Source organism: Brunnivagina elsteri CCALA 953 (genome assembly GCF_002289455.1).
In the GTDB taxonomy this organism is placed as follows: Bacteria; Cyanobacteriota; Cyanobacteriia; order Cyanobacteriales; family Nostocaceae; genus Brunnivagina; species Brunnivagina elsteri.
This window is the reverse complement of record NZ_NTFS01000426.1, coordinates 1-5,370: the sequence shown is the minus strand read 5'-3', so window position 1 is coordinate 5,370 and position 5,370 is coordinate 1. Positions and strand designations below refer to the sequence as shown.

The window sequence follows — 5,370 nt, the reverse complement described above, 5'->3', positions numbered from 1 at the left end:
TGTCAATAATAAGCACTAATTGATAGAATATTGATTACAACTTATTTCTAAGCGTTTCTGTTATATCGAACTCAGGTAGTACAACACGGCGCAAGTAAACCGACTATTGTGAATACCAAACCCGTCAGAGCCATTCGGTTATAAACCTCTGTCTAATAGCGAAAGTCCTCTAAAAGAGGACTAAATTCAAGCCCTAAATGGTAGCCATATTTACGCCAAACTGTACTAGGGTGTTGATTTTGATGGAATTTCCTCGTTTTTAGTTCATGCAAATTTTGGATACATGTACACGCAAAGCCCATGCAATATAGGCTTTTGTCCCAAATAGATACCAGAGATTTTGCATGAATTTTTACCCCCTCGAAAGGCACAAAATCAACACCCTAGGATTACCCCTCCCTAAATACAAAAAACCGACAGTCCTTGTGAAAGGCTGACGGCGCTTAGTGTGTTCCCTATTAATGACTCGGCTAGAGTTCAGTTATACGTAATTATGCCTAAATACTATGGGTTATGATAGGATTCAAATCATGTTTAGCTGTGATTCTTGTCACACACCTAATTTTTGTGTAGTTATTGCAAATCAAAAAAATAAAAAACCGACAGTCCTTGTGAAAGGCTGGCGGCGCTTAGTGTGTTCCCTATTAATGACTCGGCTAGAGTTCAGTTATACGTAATTATGCCTAAATATCTGGGTGATGACAGGATTTAAATCGTGTTTAGCTGTGATTCTCGTCACACAACCTAATTTTTGTGTCGCCATCATAAAATCAAAAAATAAAAAACCGACAGTCCTTGTGAAAGGCTGACGGCGCTTAGTGTGTTCCCTATTAATGACTCGGCTAGAGTTCAGTTACTTTTTATTATTCCAGCATACTGATTATCAGAAGACGATCTGAATCAATGGGTTAGTGTGATTTTCATCACAAGCTATTTTTTATGAAACTGCTGTTGTGAGACTAATGGCTGTTTAAGGATAAATTGCGATCGCATCACTTGGTCAAATCACACAACAATCAAGCTTGACTAATTAACTAGTTTGATGAGCATCAAATCATTGGGCGAGATAATTGCTTCTTTGCTATTACATGAATGTCTCAGAACTCGATAGAATATTTCTCTGTCCCCTTGGTGCATTGTTAACATGACCGTCTCCTCACAACCTCCATTTTCTCCCCAGGAAATCGCCTCGGAAGGCATCAAACCCGAAGAATACGAAGATATAGTCAAACGATTAGGTCGCCATCCCAACAAAGCGGAACTGGGCATGTTTGGCGTAATGTGGTCGGAACACTGCTGTTATAAAAATTCTCGACCATTACTAAAACAGTTTCCCACCACAGGCGATCGCATCCTCGTTGGTCCCGGTGAAAATGCTGGCGTTGTAGACTTAGGCAACGGCTTCCAACTGGCATTTAAAATCGAATCCCACAATCACCCCTCGGCAGTTGAACCATTCCAAGGTGCAGCGACAGGGGTTGGTGGCATACTGAGAGATATTTTTACAATGGGTGCGCGTCCCATCGCCCTATTAAACTCGCTGCGATTCGGTTCATTGGAAGATTCGAGAACCCAAAGACTTTTCCAAGGAGTTGTTGCTGGTATATCTCACTACGGCAATAGTGTTGGGGTTCCCACGGTTGGTGGTGAAGTTTATTTCGATCCCGCATACTCTGGAAATCCCCTAGTTAACGTCATGGCATTGGGGTTGATGGAAACACCCGAAATTGTCAAGTCGGGTGCTGCTGGCTTTGGCAACCCTGTGTTATATGTGGGTTCGACAACTGGACGGGATGGGATGGGTGGTGCCAGCTTTGCCAGTGCCCAACTTAGTGATGAATCGATGGATAATCGTCCTGCAGTGCAAGTTGGCGATCCATTTTTGGAAAAGTCCCTGATTGAAGCTTGTTTGGAGGCTTTTAAAACGGGTGCAGTGGTGGCAGCACAGGATATGGGTGCTGCTGGTATCACTTGTTCAACATCGGAAATGGCTGCAAAAGGTGGGGTTGGGATTGAGTTTGATTTAGATAAAATTCCCGTGCGTGAATATGGGATGGTGCCTTATGAATATTTGCTTTCTGAGTCTCAGGAGCGGATGTTATTTGTTGCACACAAGGGACGGGAACAGGAATTAATAGATATTTTCCACCGTTGGGGATTGCAAGCGGTTGTGGCGGGGACTGTGATTGAAGAACCGATTGTGAGAATTTTCTTTGAAGGGAAAATTGCTGCGGAAATTCCCGCAACTGCTTTGTCGGAAAATACTCCTTTGTATGAAAGGGAAGTACTTAAGGAAGCGCCGGAATATGCTCGCAAAGCTTGGGAATGGACAGTTGATTTATTGCCCAACTGTTCCGCAAAGGGAATTGAAGTTGAGGGTAAGTTGCAAAGTTGGAATCATGTTTTATTGACTTTGCTTGATACTCCAACAATTGCCTCGAAACGTTGGGTTTATCGTCAATATGACTACCAAGTTCAGAATAATACGGTGATGCTTCCTGGTGGGGCTGATGCGGCTGTAATTCGCTTACGTCCTTTGGAATCTGGAGGAACGGGAAGTAATAATGTGGAAATCAAAACTGGTGTTGCGGCAACTGTAGATTGCAATCCGCGTTATGTATATCTTGACCCTTATGAGGGTGCGAAGGCTGTTGTGGCAGAGGCTGCACGTAATTTATCTTGTGTGGGTGCCGAACCTTTGGCTGTGACAGATAATTTGAATTTTGGCAGTCCAGAAAAACCGATTGGTTATTGGCAGTTAGCGGAAGCTTGTCGGGGTTTGTCGGTAGGTTGTCGTGAATTTGATACACCTGTGACGGGTGGAAATGTTTCTTTGTATAATGAAACGCTTGATTCCGAGGGAAATACTCAGCCAATTTATCCAACTCCAGTTGTGGGAATGGTGGGTTTAATTGCAGATTTGGCGAAAATTTGCGGTCAAGCTTGGAAAAATGAGGGTGATTTTATTTACTTATTGGGTTTACCTGTAAGTCAAAACATAAATCCAAACACAAATCCAAACATAAATCCAAGCACAAACACAAAAGTAGAATTGGGAGCATCTGAATATTTAGCTACGATTCACAATACAGTTGCTGGCAAACCTCCCCGTGTCGATTTTGATTTAGAACGCCGGGTACAAAAAGCTTGTCGTCAAGGGATTTCCCAAGGTTTGGTCAATTCCGCCCATGATTGTGCTGAAGGTGGTTTAATTGTTGCGATCGCAGAATCTTCTATCGGTAGCGAACTAGGTGCAGAAATTCGTTTAGATTTACCAGCAGATACGACTTATCGCTGGGACGAAACCCTATTTGGTGAAGGTGGTGCGAGAATTTTGGTTTCCGTATCCCCAGAAAAACAGCAAACTTGGGAAAATTACCTCACGGAAAATCTCGATCATCAATGGCAAAAAATTGGCAAGGTTGGTAATCTCGACAATGGTTTGCGGATTTCAACAAGTGATGACCAAACCTTAATCGAGGTTAAGATTAAGGAGATGTCAGATAAGTTTTTCCATGCAATCGAACGTCGATTAATTTTGGAATGTTAGCTAAATACTCGCTATAAGTAAAGTTTATCCCATTCATACTTTGTACTTATATCCGATATTGATAGGACTAATTACTCAGGTTTTAAGGTACTGTTTTAATAGGCGGTTAAGAAATTTTTAAGATTTCTTCCTCTACCCAGCGACATAAATTTTGACCTCATCATCAGTGACTCTACACCCTCATGCATCAGGAGCAGAGCTAGCAATGAATCCCGACCATTTCACCACTTTGGATTTAGACTCTCACTCAAATGAGCCAACTCATCAGGAAGAAAGACCAGATAAGCCAGAGGAGGCTTGTGGGGTTTTTGGTATCTATGCACCTAGCGAAGACGTTGCCAAGCTAACTTATTTCGGTTTGTTCGCACTACAACACCGAGGTCAAGAATCGGCTGGTATCGCCACATTTGAGGGTGAAAAGGTTCATTTGCACAAAGATATGGGTTTGGTATCCCAAGTTTTTAACGAGACGATTTTGAGCCAATTACCCGGCACAATCGGCATCGGTCATAACCGCTATTCGACCACTGGATCGAGTCGCAGGGTTAATGCTCAACCTGCGGTGGTGGAAACACGACTGGGTAAACTTGCTTTAGCACATAATGGCAATTTAGTCAATACAGTGCAATTGCGTGAAGAATTGGTGAACGATAATATCAACTTGGTAACGACAACCGATTCCGAGATGATAGCTTATGCGATCGCACAACAAGTCAACGCAGGAGCGGATTGGCAAGATGCCGCGATTCAGGCATTCCATCGTTGTAAAGGCGCATATAGCTTGGTAATTGGTACTCCTGTGGGAATAATGGGTGTACGTGACCCCAACGGGATTCGTCCGCTTGTTATTGGTACCCTGGGTGAAAATCCAGTTCGCTACGTCTTAGCTTCGGAAACTTGCGGATTGGATATTATTGGTGCTGATTATTTGCGGGATGTGGAACCTGGTGAAATGGTTTGGATTACCGAAGCTGGGATGGCATCTTATCATTGGATCGAACAGCCGGAAAGAAAGCTGTGTGTCTTTGAGATGATATATTTTGCCCGTCCCGACAGTTTAATGCACAACGAGACATTATATAGCTATCGGATGCGCTTGGGACGAAGACTCGCGGAAGAATCCCCTGTGGATGCAGATATTGTATTTGGTGTACCGGATTCGGGTATTCCAGCTGCGATCGGTTACTCCCAAGCGTCGGGTATCACCTACGCTGAGGGTTTGATTAAGAATCGTTACGTCGGACGTACTTTCATTCAACCAACCCAAGCCATGCGTGAGCAAGGTATTCGGATGAAGTTGAACCCGCTTAAGGATGTACTGATGGGCAAAAAGGTAATAATTATCGATGACTCGATAGTTAGGGGAACCACAAGCCGCAAATTAGTCAAAGCGCTGCGTGATGCTGGTGCAGTTGAGGTTCACATGCGGATTTCTTCACCACCTGTTACTCATCCTTGCTTCTACGGCATTGATACCGATTCTCAAGACCAGCTAATTGCTGCGAGGATGTCAGTTGCCGAAATCGCCGAACAACTGGAAGTAGATAGTCTAGCTTATTTGAGTTGGGAAGGGATGTTAGAGGAGACGCGGGAAGATACCGATAATTTTTGTTCGGCTTGTTTTACAGGTAATTATCCCGTTGCCATTCCCGAAAATGTGAAACGTTCTAAGTTGGTGTTGGAGAAGGTGACGGTGTAGCAAAGCCTTTATTCCCAACTTTGCAAAAAAATAGTCTGGCTTCAGCGTTTAAAGGTTATATCTAGCGCTGAAGTTTAGTTAGGGAACACCAAGAAATAAATTCTCCACAATTGTAGGGGTA

2 protein-coding genes are annotated in these 5,370 nt (G+C 43.4%); both read left to right on the top strand.

All coding sequences use genetic code 11. The features are described from left to right. Nucleotides 1-1,144 precede the first annotated feature (1,144 nt). Complete coding sequence (gene purL / locus CK510_RS25570; RefSeq protein WP_095724351.1) at nucleotides 1,145-3,550, top strand: phosphoribosylformylglycinamidine synthase subunit PurL; 2,406 nt, start codon at nucleotides 1,145-1,147, stop codon at nucleotides 3,548-3,550. 205 nt (nucleotides 3,551-3,755) lie between these two features. Next, on the top strand, nucleotides 3,756-5,249 hold the full coding sequence (purF, locus tag CK510_RS25565; protein ID WP_095724350.1) for an amidophosphoribosyltransferase: 1,494 nt from the start codon (nucleotides 3,756-3,758) through the stop codon (nucleotides 5,247-5,249). Nucleotides 5,250-5,370 lie beyond the last annotated feature (121 nt).

Bases quoted from the DNA above. Each gene is read 5' to 3' on its own strand.
- purL (WP_095724351.1), top strand. From the start codon at position 1,145: ATGACCGTCTCCTCACAACCTCCATTTTCTCCCCAGGAAATCGCCTCG.
- purF (WP_095724350.1), top strand. From the start codon at position 3,756: ATGAATCCCGACCATTTCACCACTTTGGATTTAGACTCTCACTCAAAT.